This is a genomic window from Streptomyces sp. CNS606 (assembly GCF_000426325.1).
The window spans coordinates 313,394-334,172 of the sequence record NZ_AUFD01000005.1 but is presented as its reverse complement, the minus strand read 5'-3'; the positions used below and the strand labels follow the sequence as shown (position 1 = coordinate 334,172).

General features: G+C 74.5%; 19 protein-coding genes and 1 pseudogene. 15 read left to right on the top strand and 5 right to left on the bottom strand.

Features of this window, described 5'->3' with window-relative positions:
• Positions 1–315: 315 nt before the first annotated feature.
• The 6 genes from K304_RS32675 to K304_RS26735 all read left to right on the top strand — a co-directional run bounded on the left by K304_RS32675 (position 316) and on the right by K304_RS26735 (position 4,930).
• The gene (locus K304_RS32675; protein WP_106965503.1) at positions 316–933 is read left to right on the top strand and encodes a response regulator transcription factor; all 618 of its coding nucleotides are present in this window, start codon (positions 316–318) and stop codon (positions 931–933) included.
• A 429-nt stretch (positions 934–1,362) separates the two neighbouring features.
• Entirely contained in the window at positions 1,363–1,953 is a 591-nt protein-coding gene (locus K304_RS0101580) for a redoxin family protein (protein ID WP_027762310.1), read from the top strand.
• A 12-nt stretch (positions 1,954–1,965) separates the two neighbouring features.
• Positions 1,966–2,853 (top strand): cytochrome c biogenesis protein CcdA, encoded by an 888-nt coding sequence (locus tag K304_RS0101575; RefSeq protein WP_027762309.1) that lies wholly within the window; start codon positions 1,966–1,968, stop codon positions 2,851–2,853.
• Positions 2,854–2,966: 113 nt separating this feature from the next.
• Complete coding sequence (locus K304_RS0101570) at positions 2,967–3,554, top strand: DinB family protein (RefSeq protein WP_027762308.1); 588 nt, start codon at positions 2,967–2,969, stop codon at positions 3,552–3,554.
• Complete coding sequence (locus K304_RS0101565) at positions 3,551–4,012, top strand: VOC family protein (protein WP_027762307.1); 462 nt, start codon at positions 3,551–3,553, stop codon at positions 4,010–4,012. Before K304_RS0101570 ends, K304_RS0101565 begins: the two co-directional genes overlap by 4 nt.
• Positions 4,013–4,177: 165 nt before the next feature.
• Positions 4,178–4,930: a response regulator transcription factor gene (locus K304_RS26735; RefSeq protein WP_078528253.1), complete on the top strand. Its 753-nt coding sequence runs from the start codon at positions 4,178–4,180 to the stop codon at positions 4,928–4,930.
• A gap of 29 nt (positions 4,931–4,959) precedes the next feature.
• On the opposite strand, the gene K304_RS26730 is transcribed toward K304_RS26735, so the two are convergent.
• Positions 4,960–6,372 carry an ABC transporter substrate-binding protein gene (locus tag K304_RS26730; protein WP_078528252.1) on the bottom strand — a complete coding sequence of 471 codons (1,413 nt, stop codon included), beginning with the start codon at positions 6,370–6,372 and terminating at the stop codon, positions 4,960–4,962.
• A 200-nt stretch (positions 6,373–6,572) separates the two neighbouring features.
• The gene (locus K304_RS0101550; RefSeq protein ID WP_027762306.1) at positions 6,573–6,782 is read right to left on the bottom strand and encodes a hypothetical protein; all 210 of its coding nucleotides are present in this window, start codon (positions 6,780–6,782) and stop codon (positions 6,573–6,575) included.
• Between the two features lie 165 nt (positions 6,783–6,947).
• Here K304_RS0101550 and K304_RS0101545 point away from each other — a divergent pair.
• Positions 6,948–7,283, top strand: a pseudogene (locus K304_RS0101545) (DUF427 domain-containing protein); the annotation flags it as partial.
• Here the strand turns inward: K304_RS0101545 and K304_RS0101540 are convergent.
• Positions 7,261–7,668, bottom strand: coding sequence for a hypothetical protein (locus K304_RS0101540; protein ID WP_027762304.1), 408 nt, complete (start codon positions 7,666–7,668; stop codon positions 7,261–7,263). The pseudogene K304_RS0101545 and the gene K304_RS0101540 sit on opposite strands and share 23 nt — an antisense overlap.
• A 107-nt stretch (positions 7,669–7,775) precedes the next feature.
• Entirely contained in the window at positions 7,776–8,186 is a 411-nt protein-coding gene (locus K304_RS26725) for an OsmC family protein (protein WP_051307643.1), read from the bottom strand.
• 235 nt (positions 8,187–8,421) lie between these two features.
• On the opposite strand from K304_RS26725, the gene K304_RS0101530 reads away from it, so the two are divergent.
• Both K304_RS0101530 and K304_RS26720 read left to right on the top strand, forming a co-directional pair.
• Complete coding sequence (locus K304_RS0101530) at positions 8,422–9,888, top strand: MFS transporter (protein WP_051307641.1); 1,467 nt, start codon at positions 8,422–8,424, stop codon at positions 9,886–9,888.
• 34 nt (positions 9,889–9,922) lie between these two features.
• Entirely contained in the window at positions 9,923–11,482 is a 1,560-nt protein-coding gene (locus K304_RS26720) for an SDR family oxidoreductase (protein ID WP_051307639.1), read from the top strand.
• Here K304_RS26720 and K304_RS0101520 read toward each other — a convergent pair.
• Positions 11,450–11,938, bottom strand: a complete 489-nt coding sequence (locus K304_RS0101520; protein WP_027762302.1) for a MarR family transcriptional regulator — start codon at positions 11,936–11,938, stop codon at positions 11,450–11,452. The two genes, K304_RS26720 and K304_RS0101520, sit on opposite strands and share 33 nt — an antisense overlap.
• Positions 11,939–12,037: 99 nt before the next feature.
• On the opposite strand from K304_RS0101520, the gene K304_RS0101515 reads away from it, so the two are divergent.
• The 6 genes from K304_RS0101515 (at position 12,038) to K304_RS0101490 (ending at position 20,744) form a co-directional block, all read left to right on the top strand.
• A complete protein-coding gene (locus K304_RS0101515; RefSeq protein WP_027762301.1) occupies positions 12,038–14,119 on the top strand; it encodes an MMPL family transporter in 2,082 nt (693 codons plus the stop codon).
• Positions 14,120–14,315: 196 nt separating this feature from the next.
• Positions 14,316–15,680, top strand: coding sequence for a cryptochrome/photolyase family protein (locus tag K304_RS0101510; RefSeq protein ID WP_027762300.1), 1,365 nt, complete (start codon positions 14,316–14,318; stop codon positions 15,678–15,680).
• A gap of 122 nt (positions 15,681–15,802) precedes the next feature.
• On the top strand, positions 15,803–17,092 hold the full coding sequence (locus tag K304_RS0101505; protein WP_027762299.1) for an NAD(P)/FAD-dependent oxidoreductase: 1,290 nt from the start codon (positions 15,803–15,805) through the stop codon (positions 17,090–17,092).
• Positions 17,089–18,597 (top strand): cryptochrome/photolyase family protein, encoded by a 1,509-nt coding sequence (locus tag K304_RS0101500; protein ID WP_027762298.1) that lies wholly within the window; start codon positions 17,089–17,091, stop codon positions 18,595–18,597. The genes K304_RS0101505 and K304_RS0101500 overlap by 4 nt, the downstream gene beginning before the upstream one ends.
• Before the next feature lie 156 nt (positions 18,598–18,753).
• Positions 18,754–19,314 (top strand): TetR family transcriptional regulator, encoded by a 561-nt coding sequence (locus K304_RS0101495; RefSeq protein WP_106965494.1) that lies wholly within the window; start codon positions 18,754–18,756, stop codon positions 19,312–19,314.
• Positions 19,315–19,520: 206 nt separating this feature from the next.
• The gene (locus K304_RS0101490; protein WP_027762296.1) at positions 19,521–20,744 is read left to right on the top strand and encodes a saccharopine dehydrogenase C-terminal domain-containing protein; all 1,224 of its coding nucleotides are present in this window, start codon (positions 19,521–19,523) and stop codon (positions 20,742–20,744) included.
• Positions 20,745–20,779 lie beyond the last annotated feature (35 nt).

Sequence of the window (20,779 nt, the reverse complement as noted above, 5' to 3'; positions counted from 1 at the left end):
AGGTCCGTCGAGCACGAGGGCCGGCGCACGTGCGTTCATGCGCCCGCAGTTCACGTCCGACGCCCGTCCGGCTCTGCCGCGGAACACCGCCGAGCGCAGATCGTCCGGAGCACGAGGGAGAGGATCGTCATGCATGGTTACGACAAGCCTTCACGGGTCGCGTCCCCGGCGTCGCTCCTGGGAGCGATACCCCGCCCGCGGTCGGAGCCGCCCCGGAAGCCGGCGCGGCCGAGGAGCACCTGCGGCTCTGGCGCACGCGGCCTGCGCGTGTGCGTGGTGCATCCGCACGAGGTGGTGCGGTGCGGGCTCGAGGCAATGCTCACCGACGTCGCGGCTGACGTCACCGTGCATGCGGACACCCTCCGGGCCGGACACCGGCTCGTCGCGGAGAAGGTCGATGTGCTCATCTGCCCGTGCGCGGCGACCGAGGAGGTCCTGGACTTGGCGTCGGCCTGCCGTGAACGCCGGACTCCGGTGCTCGCGCTGCTGGAGAGCTCAGACGAACAGCAGCTGGCCCTCGCGTCGGAGGTGCCGGCCGACGGTTTCCTCCTCGCCGACGAACTGAGCGTCCCTTCCCTGGGCGACGCGCTGCGCCGCCTCGAAGGTGGTGAGATGCCGCTGCCGGTGACGCTGTCCCGGTGGCTGCTGGGCCGCATGCGAGAAGGCTCGGTCGCGTCACCCCGCGCGGAGCGCCCGTATTTCCTCACGCCGCGCGAGCGGGAGGCACTGAACCTTCTCGCCGAGGGGCTGAGCAACAAGCAGATAGCCCGAGCACTGCGCATCTCTCAGCACGGGGCGAAGCGGCACGTGGCCAACGTCATCGCCAAGCTCAACTGCCCCAATCGCACGCTGGCGGTGGCCCTCGCACTCCGCGACGGACTGGTCGACGGGCCAGGCTCCGACCGCCGTGCGCCGGAGTCCACCACCGAGTAGGGGACACGACCCACGGCACCCGCCGCCACCTGCTCGACTCCCCCGCGTGAAGCGGCTGTCGATCACGGTTCCGGAGCGGCGAGGGTGCCGGCCACGACGGGAGGATCTCGCCCGCGCCCACCACGTACGGGACAGCCCTCAGCGACGGAGTCCCAGGACGCGGAATGTCGTGAGGGCCCACGTCCGTCCTCGGCGGACTCGAGGGCGGTCAGCAGCGCTGCGTCGACCCGCCGTGCGGACTCCTTCCCGGCCGTGGCGTGCGGCGAAGGCTCCGCAGGCGTGCCGCGGGATGGGAGCAGGACGGATCGCTGCGGCGGCCGGACGCGGCGGAGTGGCAGGTGAGCGTCACCGAACCGTAAGGGCAGGGCTTCGTCCACCCCCGGGGAAACGATCTAGTCTCGTGTGCGTTCCCTCTCCTCAGGAGTCGCCATGCGCGCCCGCACAGTCCTTCCGGCCTCCGTCGCCGCCGTCCTGCTCACCCTCACGGGGTGCGGCTCGAGCGGCTCCGGCACCGCCGACGATGCGGGCACGGTCTCCCCGTCCACGTCGTCCTCCCCCGCCGAGCAGCCCGATGCCCCCGAGGAGAACGGCACCGAAACCGGCGGTGCCGAGGTGCCCGAGGTCCTCGGCTTCACCGCGACCACCGTGGACGGCAAGCCCTTCGACGCCACGACGCTCGCGGGCAAGCCGACCGTGCTGTGGTTCTGGGCTCCGTGGTGCCCCAAGTGCAAGGCCCAGGCGGCCGAGACGGCCGAGGTCGCCGCCGACCACCGGGGCGAGGTCAACGTCGTGGGAGTCGCCGGTCTCGACTCCAACACGGCGATGAAGGGCTTCGTCGCCGACACCGGCACCGGGTCGTTCCCGCACCTGTCCGACGAGAAGGGCGAGGTGTGGAAGCGGTTCGGCGTCACGGAGCAGAGTCGTTACGTCCTGCTCGACGAGACCGGCGAGACCGTCTACGAGGGTGTCCTGCCGGGCGGCGAGGGACTGGCCGGCAAGGTCGCCGGGCTCACCGGCTGAGCGGCACCTGCCATGGCCGACCTTCCGCTCGCGCTCGCGCTCGGCGCCGGCATGCTTGCCGCCGTCAACCCGTGCGGCTTCGCCCTGCTTCCCGCCTACCTCTCCCTGCTCGTCCTCGGTGACGACTCGCCCAGCCGCTCCGTCGCCGTCGGCCGGGCCCTGACCGCCACCGCCGCGATGACCGCCGGATTCGCCGCCCTCTTCGGCGTGTTCGGCCTGGCCGTCCAGCCCGTCGCCGGGCAGGTCCAACAGCACCTGCCGTGGTTCACCATCGTCTTCGGTGTACTGCTGGCCGTCGCCGGAGTCTGGGTGCTCGCCGGCCGGCGGCTGCCCGGCATGGCTCCGCAGCTGAAGCGCGCACCGAAGGTGACGCGCTCCCTTCCCTCGATGGTGCTGTTCGGTGCGGCGTACGCCACCGCCTCCCTCGGCTGCACCATCGCCCCGTTCCTCGCGATCGTCGTCTCGGCCTTCCGCAGCGGCTCGGCCGCAGACGGCATGGTCCTGTTCGCCGCCTACGCCGCGGGCATGGGCCTGGTGGTCGGCGCCGCGTCGCTGGCCGTCGCCCTCACCCGCAGCACGGCTGTCCCTCGCCTGCGGCGCCTCGGCGCGATCGCCCCGCGCCTCGGCGGAGTTCTGCTCCTCCTCGTCGGCGCCTACGTCGCCCACTACGGCTGGTACGAGATCCGTGTTCAGGACGACCCCGCCACCGAGGACCCCGTGATCGACACGGCCGGCACCGTCCAGCGCGCCCTCGCGGACGCCCTGGACACTGCCGGGCCCGCCGTGATCGCCGCCCTCGTCGCGCTCCTGCTTCTCGTAGCGCTGCTGATCCGCCGTCGTGGGCGCACGGGCCGGCGGGTCCGCGCGGACGATCCCGGAGCGCCCGAGCGCCCGGCCTGACCCGGAGCCGGTGCGGGCCGGCCGTCGACGTCACCCGGAGCAACGGGGTGGACTGCCGGCACGCCCCCACGCTGCGGACCGGATCTGTCCGCGAGGGCTGTCACGGTGGCCGCATGGACACCAACGCACTCGACTGGAACCTGACGCTGCGTGAGCAGTGGGAGGTGCACTGGACGCAGCACGTGCGCCCCAGGCTGCGGGGACTCACCGACGAGGAGTACTTCTGGTCGCCGGTGCCCGACGCCTGGAACGTGCGGCCGCGCGGCACCTCCACAGCGCCCGTGCAGGCCGGCGGCGGGGACTTCACCATCGACTTCGCCTTTCCCGAGCCGGATCCGGCGCCGTTCACCACGATCGCGTGGCGGCTCGGGCACGTCGTCGTCGGCGTGCTCGCCGTGCGCAACGCGGCGCACTTCGGCGCTCCCGAGGCGTCGTACGCGTCCTGGGAGTACGCGGGCGACGCGGCCACCGCTCTCGATCAGCTCGAGACCCAGCTCGACGTCTGGTCGGCGGGCGTGCACGCCCTCGGCGAGGAGGGGCTCCGGCGGCCGCTCGGGGACGAGGAGCCGTTCCCCGAGGCGCCCATGGCCGCGTTGGTGCAGCACATCCAGCGCGAACTGATCCACCATCTGTCCGAGGTCTGCCTGCTGCGCGACCTCTACCTGCACACCCGGCGCACGACGAACGGAGCGGACCGATGAGCCGCGACATCCAGGTGACCTTCGACGCCCACGACCCGCGGGCCCTGTCCACCTTCTGGCGCGACGCGCTGGGCTACGTCCATCCCGGTCCGCCCGGAGTCGAACTGCCCGAGGGGGCCGACCCGCTGGCGGCGTGGGACGACTTCCTCGCGCGGATCGGCGTGCCGGAGGACCAGCGCAACACCCGGTCCGCCGTCGAGGATCCGGACGGGCGCGGGCCGCGGTTGTTCTTCCAGCAGGTGCCGGAGGACAAGGTCGCCAAGAACCGTGTGCACCTCGACGTCCGTGCGGCACCGGGTCTGCAGGGCGAGGAGCGCATGGCCGCGCTGGAGGCGGAGTGCGCGCGGCTCGTGGCGCTGGGGGCGGCGCGGGTGAGGCGGGACGAACCCGCTCCCCCGATGAGCGAGGGCTTCCTCGTGATGACCGACCCGGAGGGCAACGAGTTCTGCCTCGACTGACGGTCCCCCCGCGCGCAGGCCGAGGAAGCGGGGGCGCGGGCACGGCCTGCGACCGATGCCGTGCGTGCGGACTGCGACCCGTCCGGAGGGGCTGCGGCTCCGAAGCACCGGTGAGTGCCCGAACAGCCCGGCGTGCCCGGGCCACCGGTGGGGGGAGCGCAGACGATGAGCAGACGGTCGGCGGGCGGAGCCGGGTCCGCAGCGGTCCGCGGAGGACGGCGGGCTGCTGAGGCCCCGCCCACTCCCCGCGGCCGGGTGCTGGTCGTGCACGAGACGCGGCTGGTGGGCGCGGCGCTCTCCGCGCTGCTCGCCGAACGGACCGCCCTGGACGCGGCTCCGTCGTGCTGGGAGTCGGGGGCGGCGGATGCGGCGGCGTTGCGTCCCCGCGTGTGCGTGGCCTATCCGGAGTCGAGCGAGTCGGTCGGCACGCTGTCGCCGGACGGGACGCTGGTGCGGCAACTGCGCCGCGCACGCTGCCCCCTGGTCGTCCTCGTGGATCCGCGGCGGGTCGGGACGCTGCGGCGTGCCCTGGACGCGGGGGCGCAGGGTTTCGTGTACGACCAGGGGCCGCCGGAGCAGTTGCTGGAGGCGGTGCGCGAGGTGACCGGCGGGCGGCGGTACGTCGCCGAGGAGGTGCGGCAGGGGCTGACCGACGCGGCGCGGATGCCGGTCACCCGGCGCGAGCTCCAGGTGCTGCGGCACGCCGCCGCCGGCGCATCGGTGGCCGAGACGGCGGCCGCGCTGCACCTGGCGCCCGGGACGGTCCGCAACTACCTGAACTCCGGCATCCGCAGGCTCGGGGCCCGGAACAAGACCGACGCGGTACGGGCCGCACGGGAGACGGGCTGGCTGCTCGTCCCGCGCCCGTCCGGGCACGGCGCGGACGGGGCGGGGAGCCGGAACCGCCACGAGCGGTGAGGCCGCACGCGGGCGGCCCGGCCCGCGGATCAGTCGTCGAAGGTCTTCGCGGCGGAGTCCTCCAGTGCCAGCATGGCGCCGGCGACGTCGTCCGGGTTGTCGAGGAAGTCCTGGAGGGCCTTCCATTCGCCTTCGCCCTTGGTGCCGCCGAAGGCCGCGGGTGCCTGGTCGGACATGTCGAAGCGGAAGGTGCTCCCGGCGTCGAGGAGCGCCGTGGCGATCTCGCGCTGGAGGTCGCTGGGGTAGGCGGCGGTGTCCAGGCTCTTGTTCGGGGAGAGGAAACCGCCCTGTTCGGCCATGATGCGTGCGGCGTCCTCGGAGGCGAGGAAGGTCATCATGGCGTGCGCCCCCGGGGAGTGCTTCAGCGCGACGGCGGCGTCGCCGCCGGTCACCACGGGGGGCTGGCCGCCACCGACGGCGGGGAAGGGGAAGAGCTTGGCGTCGGTGCCGAGTTCGGCGTCGGTGTCGTTGGTGATGTTGACGCCGACGAAGTCGCCCTCGTAGACCATGGCGGCGGGATTCTCCAGGTCGGAGAAGGTCTTGGTGACGGACTCGGGGAAGGTCGTGGCCCGTGCGCCGTCGTTGCCGCCGGCCATGAGCTGCTCCTCCCCGAACAGGTCGCCGAGGGTGGTCAGCGCCTTCTCCACCGAGGGGTCCGTCCACGGGATCTCGTGGGCGGCGAGCCTGTCGTACATGTCGGGGCCGGCTTGCGAGAGGTAGATGTTCTCGAACCAGTCGGTCAGGGTCCAGCCGTCGGCGCCGCCGACGGAGACGGGATCGACACCGGCGTCGGCGAGGGCCTGCGCGGTGTCCAGGAAGTCCTTCCAGGTCTTCGGTTCGCTCGCGCCGGCCTTCTCGAAGGCGGCGGTGTTGTACCAGACCAGCGACTTGTTCGCGGCCTTGAAGTAGACGCCGTAGGTGGTGCCTTCGTGCGCGCCGAGGTCGTGCCAGCCCGTCTCCAGGTTCATCAGCATCTGGCGGTAGGTGGCGTCGTCGACCGGTTTCAGCCAGCCCTTCTCGGCGAACTGCTGGAGGACGCCGACCTGCGGGAGCATCGCGACGTCCGGCGGGGAACCGTCCTCGATACGGGAGCTGAGGAAGGAGGAGACGTTGTCGCCGGTCGGCACGAACTCGACCTCGGCGCCGGTGCGCTCCTCGAACTCCTTCAGCGCCTTCTTGAAGTTCTTCTGCTCCGAACCGGTCCACACCGCGGCGACCTGAACGGTCTTGCCCGTCAGGTCGGGCAGCTCGGTGACGGCGTCGCCGTTGCCGCTGTCGCCGCCGCCGCAGGCGACGGTGAGGCAGAGGGCGAGCACGGCGGCCGTCCCGGCCCCGGCGCGCCGGAAACGGCGCCGACGCGTCGCCGGCGTATGCCCGCGCCCGGCGCGGGGCGCGGTCGCCGGCGCACGGGTCGTCACGACGGTGACCTCTGATGGCGACATGTCGTCCTCCCTGAGCCGACAGGCGTGGCACCCCTGGACAGGCCACAGCATGCGGCCCGGGGCCCGCCGATGGGGAGGGCGGGGAGGACCGGAATCGCAAACCCAGGGGGAATTGCCAGGCTCTCGCATTTCCTGCACACCGGGCGGGCGTACTTCACGGTAAGGGCCGGACCCGGGTGCCGGCGGGAGGGGTGACCGGACTACCCGCCGGCCCGGGTGATGCCGTGGGCCAGCTGCCCGACGAGGTCGAGGACCCACTGGCCGAAGGACGTCGGGGCGAGCAGGACACCCAGCACCAGCACGAGGACCACGCCGAACGTCTCGTCGAACCGGGTCCGGGCCTCGGTGCGGCGGCGCAGCCTGAGAAGGACGATGACGGTGAGCAGGACCGCCACGTTGATCGTCAACACCTGGCCGGTTCTCCCTTCACGGGGCAGCGGATGGCTCCGCCTCTCGTTGTAGCGACGGCGGGGGGCCGGGCGGGTGCGTAGGCCCGGTATTCACCGGAACGGGGCTGTTCGCCGCCGGGAGCGCAGGGCGCGCGGAGCTCGGGACGGGCGTACGGCGCACGGACGGGGTGCGTGCCGGTCGACGCGCGTGCCGGGCTCCTCTTCGAGACGGACCTGCCGGTGCGGTACTGCCTGCCGCGCGAGGACGTCCGGCTCGATCTGCTGACGCCGTACGCGCAGGAGACCCGGTGCCCTTACAAGGGACCGGCCTCGGAGTACTGGTCCTGGACGGGCGGCGACGTGCCGCCCGGGATCGCGTGGAGTTACCCCGACCCGCTGCCGGCGGTGCACACCGTCCGGGACCGGGTCGCGCTCTACGACGAGGCCGTCGACCTCACCGTCGACGGCGAGCGCCTGCCTCGCCCCGTCACCGGTTTCCTCAGGCCCGCGGGGAAGCGCTGACCCGTGGCAGCAGGAGGCAGAGGACGGCGCCGGTCAGCGCCGACCCGGCTGCCGCGACGGTGACCAGCCTTCGGCCGGCGGCGGGCAGGCGCCTGCGGGCCAGCAGGGTGGCGGCCGCGTCGGCGGTGTCGGCGGCGGCGCAGCCGAGGACCCACGGCCGGGCGTCGCCGCCCCGGGCGAGCATCCACGCCGCGCCCGTACCCAGCACCAGGTCGCGGCCGCCGAGGGCCCGCCCGGTCACCTGGGCGGTGGTGCGGGGGACCGAGGGCCCGAGCCAGGGAGCGAGCAGCGGCCGGGGCGCGAGCAGCGCCGTGACCCCCAGGCCCACCCGGCCGAGCGCCCACAGCAGGGCCGCCTTGCGTACGGGTGCGGGGTCGGCGTCCATGCCGGGTCCTCTCTCATCGGGCGCCGGTCGTCCGGCACGGTTCCCTCCCGAGTCTCCGCGCGGTCACGGACGGCGGCAACGCGGCCCCGGACGCGCAGCCGGACGGCTCACGGCGAGGCGACGCGGACGTGCGTGGAGAGGGGGAAGACGCGCATGGCCTCCTCCAGCAGGGTGCTGCGGGTGCCGTCGGCCACGCCCGGGAGGTCCACGGACACGCGGGCGGTGAGGCCGTAGCGCAGGTTCCCGGAATGCTCCAGGTCGACCTGGACGGACACCTCGCTGCCGGTGAGGTCGGCGCGCAGTTCACCGCCGACCACGGTGAGCGCCTGATGCAGGCAGGTGGCGACGGCGGCGGCGTACAGGTCCTCCGGCGACCAGCCGTCCGCCTCGCGCGAGCCGGGCGCGGGCGGGGTCACGACGGGCACGGTCTTGTGGCCGGAGCCGTCGATGCGGACCTGGTCCGGTCCGTGGCTGGAGCGAGCCGTGGTGGTGTAGAGGGTGCGGTCCGGCGAAGGCATGCCCGCACCCTCCCCGTCCCGGCGGCTTCCGCGCGGGTGCCTCGCGCGTCGGGCCGCCACGTCCACCCGACCGGCGGGAGCCGGGGCGCGGCGGGCCGACGCGGGCGGGAGGGGGCCGCGTGAAGGTCCGTCCGGCGGGTACCTCGGTCTTCGCAGCGCCGATACCCCGCATGCCGGTCGGGGCGGGGAGCGTCGGGGCCGCCGGGGCCGAACGGACGTCGGGAAGGGACAGCTGGTGATCGGATCCGAGACGTCCCCCGGCACCTACGTGCCCGACCCGCGGCGCTGGAAGGCGCTCGGGGTGTGCCTGCTGGCCGGGTTCATCACGCTGCTGGACGTGTCCATCGTCAACGTGGCACTGCCCTCGATCCGGCGCGGCCTGGGCGCGACGGCGGGCGACATCCAGTGGGTGGTGGCCGGTTACGCCCTGTCGTTCGGGCTGCTGCTGGTCCCGGCGGGGCGACTGGGCGACGCGCGGGGGCGGCGGCTGCTGTTCATGACGGGGCTGTCGCTGTTCGCGGCGGCCAGCGTGCTGTGCGGCGCGGCGCAGAACGCGCTGTGGCTGGTGCTCGCCCGGCTCTTCCAGGGCCTGGCGGGCGGACTGGTCTCCCCGCAGGTGTCGGCGCTGATCCAGCAGCTGTTCCGGGGGGCGGAGCGGGGCCGGGCGTTCGGGCTCTTCGGGGCGGTGATCGGCCTGTCCACGGCGGTGGGGCCGGTACTCGGCGGGGTGATCATCGAGCTGTTCGGCGCCGTGCACGGCTGGCGGTGGATCTTCTTCGTGAACCTGCCGGTGTGTCTGGCGGCGCTGCTGCTGGCGGCGCGGCTGCTGCCCGGTCCCGAGCGCCACATCCGGCCGTGCGCGCGGGACCTGGACCCGGCCGGGGTGGTGCTGCTGGGGACCGGGGTGGCACTGCTGCTGCTCCCGCTGGTGCAGGGACGGCAGTGGACGGGGCCCGGCACGTGGCTGATGTTCCCGGCCGCGGGGGTCGTGCTGGCCTGCTTCGTGCTGTGGGAGCGGCGGCACGCCCGCCGGGCGCAGCCGCTGGTGGACCTGCGGCTGTTCCGGCTGCGTTCCTACGCCTTCGGGTCGGTGCTGATGCTGGCCTACTTCGCGGGCTTCACGTCGATCTTCTTCGTCCTCACCCTCTACCTGCAGGCGGGGCTGGGCTACAGCGCGCTGGCGGCCGGCCTGACCACCGTGCCGTTCGCGGTCGGCTCCGGTGTCGCGGCGGCGGTCAGCGGCCGGCTGGTGGCACGGTACGGCCGGGCGCTGGTGGTGGCGGCGCTGACGGTGGTGGCCGCGGGTCTGGCGCTGGTGATCGTCGCGGTGTCGGCGGTGCCGGGGCGGGCGGCGGGCTGGGCGCTCGCGGCGCCGCTGCTGCTGGCGGGGCTGGGCGGCGGCGCGGTCATCGCGCCGAACCAGACGCTCACCCTGTCGGCCGTGCCACCGGCGCAGGGCGGCAGCGCGGGCGGCGTGCTGCAGACGGGGCAGCGACTCGGGTCGGCCGCGGGCATCGCGGCCACCGGCAGCGTGTTCTTCTCCCGCCTCGCCGCTTCCGGGAACGACTGGCCGACGGCCTTCCGGTACAGCGTCGCGGTGTCCCTGGCGTTCGTGCTGTGCGCCCTGGGGGTCGCGGTGGCGGACCTGCGGGTGCGGCACCGTACGGCCGCATCCGGCGGCGGGCCGGCGCGCGAAGTGTGAGGGTGTAGTCGTCGCCGCGGCGGAAGGAGTCAGGGTGTCGGAGGAGAACGAGGGGCCGCTGCGCTGCCTGGTCACGGGGGCGGGCGGCTACATCGGCGGGCGACTGGTGCCGGAGCTGCTGGACGCGGGGCACGAGGTGCGCTGCCTGGTCCGGACGCCGGGCAAGCTGCGCGACCACCCGTGGGCCGGCCGGGTCGAGGCGGCGGAGGGCGACGTGACCCGGGCGGAGCAGGTGCGCCCGGCGATGCGGGACGTGGACGTCGCCTACTACCTGGTGCACGCGCTGGGCACCGGGCCGGACTTCGAGGAGACCGACCGGCACGCGGCGCGGGTGTTCGCGGCCGAGGCGCGGCGGGCCGGGGTCCGCCGGATCGTCTATCTCGGCGGGCTGACCCCGCGGGGCGTGCCGGAGAGCGCACTCTCCCCCCACCTGCGGTCGCGGACGGAGGTGGGACGCATCCTGCTGGAGTCGGGGGTGCCGACGGCCGTGCTGCGGGCGGCGGTGGTGATCGGGTCGGGGTCGGCGTCGTTCGAGATGCTGCGGTACCTCACCGAACGGCTGCCCGCGATGGTCACCCCGAGCTGGGTCCGGACGCCGATCCAGCCCATCGCCGTGCGGGACGTGCTGCGGTACCTGGTCGGCTGTGCGCGGCTGCCGGCCGACGTCAGCCGCGGGTTCGACGTGGGCGGCCCGGACGTGCTCACCTACCGGGACATGATGCGGCGTTACGCGGAGGTGGCCGGGCTGCCGCGGCGGGTCATCGTGCCGGTGCCCGTGCTGACGCCGCGGCTGTCCAGCCACTGGGTCGGCCTGGTCACGCCGGTGCCGGCACAGATCGCCCGCCCGCTGGCGGAGTCGCTGCGGCACGAAGTGGTGTGCCGGGAGGACGACCTCACCCGTTACGTGCCGGACCCGCCCGGCGGGCGCCTCGGCTTCGACCGGGCCCTGCGCCTGGCCCTGCAGCGCATCAGGGACGCCGAGGTCGCGACCCGCTGGTCCTCGGCGTCGGTGCCCGGGGCGCCCAGCGATCCGCTGCCCACCGACCCGGACTGGGCGGGCGGCAGCCTCTACACCGACCGGCGGGCCCGGCGGTCGGAGGCTTCGCCGGAGGCGCTGTGGCGGGTGATCGAGGGCATCGGCGGAGACAACGGCTGGTACTCGTTCCCGCTGGCGTGGACGGTGCGCGGCCGGCTGGACCGCTTCCTGGGCGGCGTCGGGCTGCGCCGCGGAAGGCGCGACCCGCACCGGCTGCGCGTCGGCGACTCGCTGGACTTCTGGCGGGTGGAGGAGGTCGAGCCGGGCCGGCTGCTGCGGCTGCGCGCGGAGATGCGGCTGCCGGGCCTGGCGTGGCTGGAGCTGCGGGTGGCGCGGGACCGGGAGGGCCGGACCGTGTACGCGCAGCGCGCGGTGTTCCATCCGCGCGGGCTGGCCGGGCACGCGTACTGGTGGGTGGTCGCGCCGTTCCACGGGCCGGTGTTCGGCGGCATGACGCGCAACATCGCGCGGGCGGCCGAGGAGGCTCCGCCGGAGGCGGGGTGGCCGGGGGCGCCGGAGGCGCCGCTAGGGGTCGGCCGGGGTGCTCCGTACCGCTGACAGCTCGTCGCCCATGGCGTCCAGGAAGCGCAGCACGGTGCGCAGTTCGTCCTCGGTGAAGTGGCGGCGGGCGGCGTCGGTGCCGTCGGCGAGGGGGCGGAAGTACGCGCGGGCGACGGCGCGTCCGGCGGCGGCGTAGTGGAGGTGCACCACCCGGCCGTCGTCGGGGTCGCGGACGCGCTGGATGTGGCCCGCGGCCTCCAGCCGGTTGAGGCACGCGCTGACCGCGCCCGAGGTGAGGTTGAGGTGATCCCGCAGCCGTCCGGGGGTGAGGGCCCCGCCCTGACCGTCGCCGTCCAGGACGGCCACCAGTGCCTGTACGTCGGTGTGGTGCAGGCCGTGGGCGCGGGCGAACTCCTGCGCGATGCGGTTGAACTCGGCGTTCATCCGGCGCAGCCGGACCGCGAACGCCTGCAGGTCGGGTGGCGGGGAACCGGGGGCTGAGGATGCTGGCACACCCCCAGGATAAATTAACTCAATGATTGAGATATTTTGGTGCGCGCGGGCTCGCTCCGGCGGCCCGCGCACCGTTCGACGAACCACCGAGGACCTGTGATGCCCCCTGCCTCCCGAGCCCTGCGATGGCTCGTTCCCGCCCTCCTGCTCGTCGCCTGGCTCGGCCTCGGCGGCGTCGTCGGCCCGTACGCGGGAAAGCTGGGCGAGGTCTCCACCAACGACCAGTCCGCGTTCCTGCCGCAGAGCGCCGAGTCGACGAAGGTGCTGGACGCCCAGGACGCCTTCCGTGACGAGCAGACGATCCCCGCGGTCGTGGTCTGGACGTCCGACGACGGCTCCGTCTCCGGCGAGCAGCGGGCCGCGGCCGCCGAGTCGCTGCGCTCGCTCGCCGACGTCCCCGGCGTGACCGGGCAGGCGTCGCCGGTCGTCCCGGCCGAGGACGGCGCCGCGCTCCAGGGCGTCGTGCAGCTGCGCTCCGACCTGGGCGAGCAGCTCGGGGAGACCGTCGAACAGGTCCGCGAGGCGGCGGCCGGCGTGCCCGGCGCCGCCTCGCACATCGCCGGGCCGGCCGCGACACAGGCCGACCTCTCGGACGCGTTCGCCGGCATCGACAGCCTGCTGCTCCTGGTCGCGCTCGGCGTGGTGCTGCTGATCCTGCTGCTGGTCTACCGCAGCGTGCTGCTGCCGCTGGTCGTCATCATCAGCTCCGTGCTGGCGCTGTCACTCGCCTCCGCGCTCGTGTACCAGCTCGCGGAACGGGACCTGGTGCGCGTGGACGGCCAGGTGCAGGGCATCCTCTCCATCCTGGTCATCGGCGCGGCAACCGACTACGCCCTGCTGCTGGCCGCCCGCTACAAGGAGGAACTGTCCGCCCGCGCCGACCGCGACCGGCTGGCCGCGATGCGTACCGCGGTACGCCGGTCGGCGGGCGCGATCGTCGCCAGCGCCGCCACCGTGGGGCTGGGCCTGCTCGCGCTGCTGCTCAGCGACCTGGCCAACACCAGCGCGCTGGGCCCGGTCGGTGCGATCGGCATCGTGTGCGCGGTGGTCAGCACCATGACGTTCCTGCCCGCCGTGCTGGCCCTGCTGGGCCGGGCCGCCTACTGGCCGGCGCGGCCGAAGGCGGCAGCGGCGGGCACCCGTTCGGACGGGGTGTGGGGCCGGGTGGCCGCGGCCGTCGAGCGCGCGCCGCGTCGCATCTGGGCCGGCACGGGCGTCCTGCTGCTGGTCTGCGCCGCGTTCGCGCCGCAACTGAAGTCGGGCGGAGTGCCGCTGAGCGAGATCTTCGTGAACGACGCGCCCTCGGTCGAGGCGCAGGAGGTGCTGAGCGAGCACTACCCCGGCGGCTCCGGCAACCCGGCGGTGATCATCGCCGACGCCGGGGCGGCCCGCGAGGTCGCCGGTGCGGCCACCCGCACCGAGGGCGTCTCCGCGGCGGCCCCGGTCACGGAGTCCGGCCGGCCCGGCGGCGGGCAGCCGAAGGTGGTCGACGGCCGGGTGATGATCGACGCGACGCTGGCGGACTCCGCGGACAGCGACGCCGCGAAGGAGACGGTGCAGCGGCTCCGGGAGAACGTGCACGGGGTCGACGGCGCGGACGCGCTGGTCGGCGGCTACACCGCGCAGCAGTACGACACCCAGCAGACCGCGCAGCGGGACCGGGTGGTGATCACGCCGGTGGTGCTGGCGATCATCCTGGTGATCCTGGCACTGCTGCTGCGGTCCCTGCTGATGCCGCTGCTGCTGGTGGGCACGGTGGCGCTGAACTACTTCGCCACCATCGGCGTCGCCGCGCTGGTCTTCCAGCATCTGCTGGGCTTCACCGGCACCGACGCGTCCGTGCCGCTGTACGGGTTCGTGTTCCTGGTGGCGCTGGGTGTGGACTACAACATCTTCCTGATGACGCGGGTGCGGGAGGAGGCGCTGCGCGACGGCACCCGGCGCGGGGTGCTGACGGGGCTCACCGCGACCGGCGGCGTCATCACCTCGGCCGGCGTGGTGCTGGCCGCCACCTTCGCCGCGCTGGTGGTGATCCCGCTGGCGTTCCTGGTGCAGATCGCGTTCATCGTGGCCTTCGGCGTCCTGCTGGACACCCTCGTCGTGCGGTCGCTGCTGGTTCCCGCGCTGGTGCGGGACATCGGCCGGGTGCTGTGGTGGCCCAGCGCCCTGCGCCGCCGCTGACACGGAACGGGACCGCCGAGGCGACACGGGCGGCGGTGTGCCGGTATGCGCGGATGCGCCCGTCCGGGGGATTCCCCCGGACGGGCGCATCCGCGTCCGGGTCCGGGCGGGAAGGGGCGGTAGCGGCCGTGCCCGCACCCGTACACCGGACCCGTAGCGCCCGACCCCAGACCAGCCGCACCGGAGTGATGCCCCCGTGACCGTGTCGATCGCCCTGTTCACCGCCGATCTCCGGGTCCACGACAACCCGGTGCTGCGGGCCGCCCTGGACGGTGCCGACGAGACGGTGCCGCTGTTCGTCCTCGACGACGCCGTACGCGCGGCCGGGTTCGACGCCCCCAACCGCCGGGCGTTCCTCGCCGACTGCCTCGCCTCCCTCGACGAGGCCCTGAGGGAACGCGGCGGCCGCCTGGTGGTGCGCCGGGGCGACGTGGTCGGCGAGGTGTGCCGGCTCGCACGGCAGACGGAGGCCCGGGACGTGCACGTGGCGGCGGACGTGAGCGGCTTCGCGCACCGGAGGGAGGACCGGCTGCGCGCGGAGCTGGAGTCCGACGGACGTCGTCTGCACGTGCACGACGCGGTGACCACGGTCCTGGCACCCGGCGAGGTGGTCCCGGCGGACCGCGACCACTTCGCGGTCTTCACGCCCTACTTCCGCCGCTGGGAGACGGTCGCGCCGCGCACACCGCTGGGCGCGCCGCGCCGGGTGCGGGTGCCGGACGGCGTGCGGGAGGGGGAGCCCCCGGCCCGGTCCGCGGTCTCCGGCGTCTCGCCCGGGCTGGCCCGCGGCGGTGAGCAGGAGGGCCGGCGGCGGTTCGCGGCGTGGCTCTCCGACGGCGTCGACGCGTACGAGGACCGGCACGACGACCTGGCCGGCGACGCGACCTCGCGGCTCTCCCCGCACCTGCACTTCGGCACCCTCTCCCCCACCGAACTGGTGCACCGGGCCAGGGAACGCGGCGGTGCGGGCGCGGACGCGTTCGTGCGGCAGGTCTGCTGGCGGGACTTCCACCACCAGGTGCTCGCCGCCCGGCCGCAGGCGGCCCGCGAGGACTACCGCACCCGTCACGACGGGTGGCGTCGGGACGACGAGGCCGCCGACGCCTGGCGGGAGGGCCGCACCGGCTACCCCGTGGTCGACGCGGCGATGCGGCAGCTCGCCCACGAGGGCTGGATGCACAACCGCGGGCGGCTGCTGGCGGGCAGCTTCCTCACCAAGACGCTGTACGTCGACTGGCGGGTCGGCGCCCGCCACTTCCTCGAGCTGCTGGTGGACGGCGACATGGCCAACAACCAGCTCAACTGGCAGTGGGTGGCCGGCACCGGCACGGACACCCGGCCCAACCGGGTGCTCAACCCGCTGACGCAGGCCAAGCGGTTCGACCCCGACGGCGCGTACGTGCGGCGCTGGGTGCCGGAGCTGGCGGACGTGGAGGGCGGTGCCGTGCACACGCCGTGGAAGCTGGCCGGCCTCGACCGGGCGGGGATCGACTACCCGGACCCGGTCGTCGGTCTCGGCGAGGGCCTGGACCGCTTCCTGCGGGCCCGCGGAGTCCGGTGACCACGCGCAGCCGGGCGGCGCTGCCAGCGTCCCGGGCGCGCCGCCGCGCGGCGGCGGGCCCGCCGGCGCGACCATGACCCCACCGACGGCTTCACCCCCGTGAGAGAGGCGGCGCGATCCCCATGCCGACATCCCGCAGCAGCCGGACCGACGTGATCGTGGTCGGCGCCGGAGTCGCCGGGCTGGCCTGCGCAGCGGACCTGACGGCCGCGGGCCGGTCGGTGCTGGTCCTGGAGGCAGCCGACCGGGTAGGCGGCCGGATGCGCACCGACCGGGTGGACGGTTTCCTCGTCGACCACGGCTTCCACGTCTTCAACACCTCCTACCCGCAGGTGCGGCGGCGCCTCCGGCTCGCCGACCTCCAGCTGTGCCCCTTCACGCCCGGGGCGCTGATCCGCACCGCGGACGGCGGACTGCGCCGCTTCGCCGACCCCACCCGGCGACCGCGGGACGCCGCCGACCTGCTGCCGGGCCGGCTGATGTCGGCGCGCGACCTGCTCGCCGTCGCCGCGCTCAGCGCGGGCGACGCCGTCCTCCCGGCCGGGCTGCTGCGCACCGCCCCGGAACGCACCACCGTCACCGCGCTCGCCCAGGCAGGCGTCTCCGCCGAACTCGTGGAGACGTTCTTCCGCCCCTTCCTCTCCGGGGTGTTCCTGGAGGACGAGCTGGAGACCAGCAGCCGGTTCTTCCACCTGGTGTGGCGCAGCATGCTGCGGGGCTCGCTGTGCCTGCCGCGGAGCGGCATCGGCGCCGTGCCCGCGCAGCTGGCGAGCCGGCTGCCCGAGGAGTGCCTGCGGCTGGACACCCCGGTGTCGGGGCTGACGGACGACGGGGTGCTGCTCGACGACGGGGGCGAACTCGCCGCGGAAGCGGTGGTGGTGGCCACCGGCGGGGAGGTCGCCGCACACCTGCTGCCCGGCCTGGACACCCCGCCGGCCCGCACCGTGACCACCCACTACCACGTGGCGCCCGTCCCACCGCTGCGCGAGCCGACCCTCCTGGTCGACGGCCGCCGCCGGTTCCTCAACTCCTGCGTGGTGAGCGAGGTGGCGGCCGGCTACGCACCGGACGGGCGGGCGCTGATCGCCACCTCGGTGCTGGGCGGCGAACGGCCCGGCCGGGAGGCGGAGGTGCGTGCCGACCTGGCCGACGCGTACGGCACCGACACCTCCGCATGGGAGCACCTGGCGGAACGTACGGTGCCCGGGGCGCTGCCCGCGATGGTGCCGCCGTGGCCGCTGAGCCGCCCGAGCCGGGTGGGGCCGGGACGCTACGTGTGCGGCGACCACCGCGCCACGGGTTCGGTGCAGGGCGCCATGGCGTCCGGCGCCCGGGCCGCACGGGAGGTCGTCGCGGACGCCCGGGCCGCCGGTGCCGGGCGGGCCGCCGGCGGCGCGCGGGACGGCCGGTGAGCCCGCGCCCGCACTGGCTCTTCGGCGACCAGCTCGGCCCGCACTTCCTGCGCTCCGGCGCCGACGGACCGGATCCGGACGCCCCACTGGTCATGATCGAGGCCCGGTCGGTCTTCCGCCGCCGCCGCTTCCACCGCGCCAAGGCGCACCTGGTGCTGTCCGCGATGCGTCACCGGGCGGCCGAGCTCGGCGACCGGGTGCGCTACGTGCGGGCGGAGACGTACCGGGACGGGCTGCGGGAGGCCGTCGGCACCGGCGGCGAGGTGACCGTGTGCCATCCCACCTCGCACGCCGCGCTCGCTTTCGTGCAGCAGCTGCCCGGGGTGCGGGTGCTGGAGCCGCGCGGGTTCCTGGTGCCGCCCGGGGAGTTCGCCGACTGGGCGGACGGCCGAGGGGGACGCGCGCTGCGCATGGAGGACTTCTACCGCCGTGTCCGCCGCAGCCACGACCTGCTGATGGACGGCGGGGAGCCGGCGGGCGGGCGGTGGAACCTGGACCACGACAACCGGGAACCGCCGCCGAAGGGCGCCGCGACGCTGGACGTGCCGCGCCCGTACCGGCCGCGCGAGGACGGGATCGACGCGGAGGTGCGGCGGGACCTGGACCGCTGGGAGCGGGACGGGGAGGTCGCGTTCGTGGGCCGCGACGGGCCGCGCCGTTTCCCCGCGACGCGGCGGGAGGCGCTGGCGGCACTGCGCCGCTTCGTCAGGCACCGGCTGCCCGCGTTCGGCGCGCACGAGGACGCGATGCTCGCCGCCGACCCGGTGATGAGCCACAGTCTGCTCTCGGCGTCGCTCAACCTGGGGCTGCTGGACCCCGCCGAGTGCGTCGAACGCGCCGAACGGGCCTGGCGCGAGGGCGACGCGCCGCTGAACAGCGTCGAGGGGTACGTCCGCCAGGTGGCGGGCTGGCGCGAGTACATGTGGCACCTGTACTGGCACTTCGGCCCCGGCTACCGGCGCAGCAACGCGCTGCGCCACCGCCGCGGGCTGCCGGAGTGGTTCCGGGAACTGGACGCGGACGCGGTCACCGCACGCTGCCTGTCGACCGTGCTCGCCCAGGTGCGGGACACCGGCTGGACGCACCACATCCCGCGCCTGATGGTGCTGGGCAGCCACGCCCTGCAGCGCGGCTGGCACCCCGCCGAGGTCACCGACTGGTTCCACCGCTGCTTCGTCGACGGCTACGACTGGGTGATGCTCACCAACGTGGTCGGCATGTCCCAGTACGCCGACGGCGGGCGGATGACGACCAAGCCGTACACGACGGGCGGCGCCTACATCGACCGGATGAGCGACCTGTGCGGGCCGTGCGCCTACCGGCCGGGCGACCGCACCGGGGAACACGCCTGCCCGTACACCGCCGGCTACTGGCGCTTCCTGCACCGGCACCGCGAGCGCCTGGCCCGCAACCACCGCACCGCGCAGCCGGTGCGGGGGCTCGATCGCCTTCCTGACCTGGAGGAGCTTCTCCGCTCCGACGACGGGGGCGACGGCCCGCCCTGACGCCGGGCTCACGCTCCGCATCGTGCGCGCGGCCCCCGCAGGACACGTCCTCCGGCTCGCGGGGACGTACGATGCTGCGACATCCGTCCACGGGGTCCCATCGAGGAGGCGGCCATCGCACGGCCCAGGAACCAGACGGCCCGGCGGGCCCACCTGGTGACGGCTGCGCGCCGCGCCATCGTCGAACACGGGCTGGCCTCCGTGCGCATCCGGGACGTCGCCGACAGCGCGGGTATGGCGCCCGGTTCGGTGACCTACTACTTCCGCGAGCTCGACGAGCTCTTCCAGGAGGTCTTCGCCGACGCCGTGGAGCGCTTCTCGCGGCTGCGCCGCCTGGCGTCGGAGGACCTGGAGGATCCGCGGGAGCGCCTGGTGGCGACGATCCGGTCCGGGCTGCCCAGCGGGCCGGACGACGAACTGTGCTGCCTGCTGTACGAGTTCGCGCCGCTGGCCCGGCGCCGGCGCGGCGACGCGGACCTGCGCAGCGCGCTGTACGAGGGCCAGGTGGACCTGTACCGGTCGCTGCTGGAGTCGGGGGCGGCGGCCGGGGTGTTCACGCTGCGCGCCCCGGCCGAGGAGACGGCGTGCAACCTGGTGGCGCTGGAGGACGCGTACGGGTACCACGTCATCACCGGCACCTCCATCACGCGGGAACGGGCCGAGCGTCACCTGACCGGCTACGCGGCGACGGCGACCGGGTCCGACCTGGCCGTCTGACGCCCGGCGGGGGCGCCCCCGGCGCGGTGCGGGGCCGGTGCCGCCTCCCGTGAGCGACGCCCATGGCTGGTCCCCTCGGTCTCCGTCGATGGTCCGTCGAACAGGACGGGACGGCCGGGTGCGCCTACGTTGGAAGCGGACCGGCCGACGGCGGCCGGGCGAGCGCGCCGGACGACGGACGAGCCGGCGGGAGAGATGAGGCCGAGGTGCGGGTGCTGCTCGTGGGGGCCGGGGGCGTGGGTACGGCGATCACCCGTATCGCCGCCCGGCGGGACTTCTTCGACCACATGGTGGTGGCGGACTACGACCCGGCGCGGGCCGACGCGGCCGTGGAGGCGCTGGGCGAGGCCGGGGGGCGGTTCACCGCGGAGCGCGTGGACGCCTCGGACGAGGCGGCCGTGCGGGCGCTGCTGGAGGGGCACCGGTGCGACGTGCTGCTCAACGCGACCGACCCGCGGTTCGTCATGCCGCTCTTCGGGGCGGCGCTGGACGCGGGGGCGCACTACCTGGACATGGCGATGTCGCTGTCCCGCCCGCACCCGGAGCGTCCGCACGAGGAGTGCGGGGTGAAGCTGGGCGACGCGCAGTTCGAACGGGCCGGCGCGTGGGAGCGGGCGGGGCGGCTGGCGCTGGTCGGCATGGGCGTGGAGCCGGGCCTGTCGGACGTGTTCGCCCGCTATGCCTCGGACGAGCTGTTCGACGAGATCGAGGAGATCGGTGTGCGGGACGGCGCGAACCTCGCCGTCGACGGATACGACTTCGCCCCCTCGTTCAGCATCTGGACCACGATCGAGGAGTGCCTGAATCCGCCGGTGGTCTACGAGGACGGGCGCGGCTGGTTCACCACCCCGCCGTTCAGCGACCCGGAGGTGTTCGACTTCCCCGAGGGGATCGGCGCAGTCGAATGCGTCAACGTGGAGCACGAAGAGGTGCTGCTGGTGCCCCGGTGGGTGAAGGCCCGGCGGGTCACCTTCAAGTACGGGCTGGGCCGGGAGTTCATCGACACCCTCAGGACGCTGCACCTGATCGGCCTGGACCGCACCGAGCCGGTGACGGTCGCGGCGGAGGGCGGCGGGACGGCCCGGGTCTCGCCGCGCGACGTGGTGGCGGCCTGCCTCCCCGACCCCGCGACGCTGGGTGACCGCATGCACGGCAAGACGTGCGCGGGCACCTGGGTGAAGGGCGTCCGGGACGGCCGCCCGCGCGAGGTGTACCTGTACCACGTGGTCGACAACCAGTGGTCGATGAGCACGTACGGCTCGCAGGCCGTCGTCTGGCAGACCGCCGTCAACCCCGTGGTGGCGCTGGAGCTGATCGCCGAGGGTGTGTGGACGGGAGCGGGCGTCCTGGGACCCGAGGCGCTGCCCGCGCGCCCCTTCCTGGACAAGCTCACCGCGTACGGCTCCCCCTGGGGCATGCGGGAGCAGTGAGGTTCACGGGGCACGCGGGAGGGCAGAATTCCTCC